The following is an 859-nucleotide window of genomic DNA, read 5'->3' on the forward strand; positions in this document are numbered from 1 at the left end:
TTAGAGGATGCTGAGTTAGGTGTAGTTTTAAGTCTTGGTCATATGAAAAGTGTCTTGGCGGAGTTCAATGGCCATGTATTAGAGTTGGACGAATTGGCTCAAAGCAATAGGCACATCTATTCTGACTACAGCACAGAAAACCTGAATGTAATAGGTACCGGTCTAACACCTTCCCATCTGGCTTATGTGATTTACACCTCCGGGTCTACGGGGAGGCCTAAAGGTGTCATGGTTGAGCATCGAGCTTTAACCAACACGATACGGGATAACGTTGAAAGGTTTCAGGTTAACTATATTAGTGTTTTTTATCATGTGATGTCTTTTGGTTTTGATGCAGCAAGCTGGGTGCTCTTCATGTCACTGGCTTCAGCAGGTAAACTAGTTATGTCATCTCGGCGTGACTTTCAAGTAGATTTGTCAAGATCTAGTGATGTCACCCATTTAATGTTGACACCATCAATGCTGTCTTTATTAGACCCTTACAAACTCAGGAGTCTCCGCTGCGTAATCGTTGGTGGCGAGGCTTTGGATTTCAAAGTAGCTCAAAAGTGGTTAACCAGAGTTAGGCTATTCAACGCTTATGGGCCTACTGAGACATCCATATGTAGCTCTAGTAGTACCGTCGATATGGATAGACCAGTAAATATTGGTGGTCCCAATAAAAATGTGCAGTATTTTGTATTTGATACAAAAAAAAATCTTGTGCCTCAAGGCACAGTAGGGGAACTGTATATTGGTGGTGAAGGGCTGGCACGAGGTTACCTTAACCGTCCTGAGCTGACAGAAGAACGCTTTATCGCGAACCCGTTTCATGTGGCAGGTAAAGCAGGCAGTTCAGCGCTTTTATACCGTACCGGTG

At 43.7% G+C, this 859-nt stretch carries 1 protein-coding gene; it reads left to right on the forward strand.

Going from position 1 to position 859, the window contains the following annotated elements; all coding sequences use genetic code 11:
* Nucleotides 1-859: AMP-binding protein (locus IG627_RS20690; protein ID WP_193195219.1), on the forward strand; the 859-nt coding region annotated here is incomplete at both ends.

This window comes from Microbulbifer taiwanensis (assembly GCF_014904815.1).
Lineage (GTDB): Bacteria > Pseudomonadota > Gammaproteobacteria > Pseudomonadales > Cellvibrionaceae > Microbulbifer > Microbulbifer taiwanensis.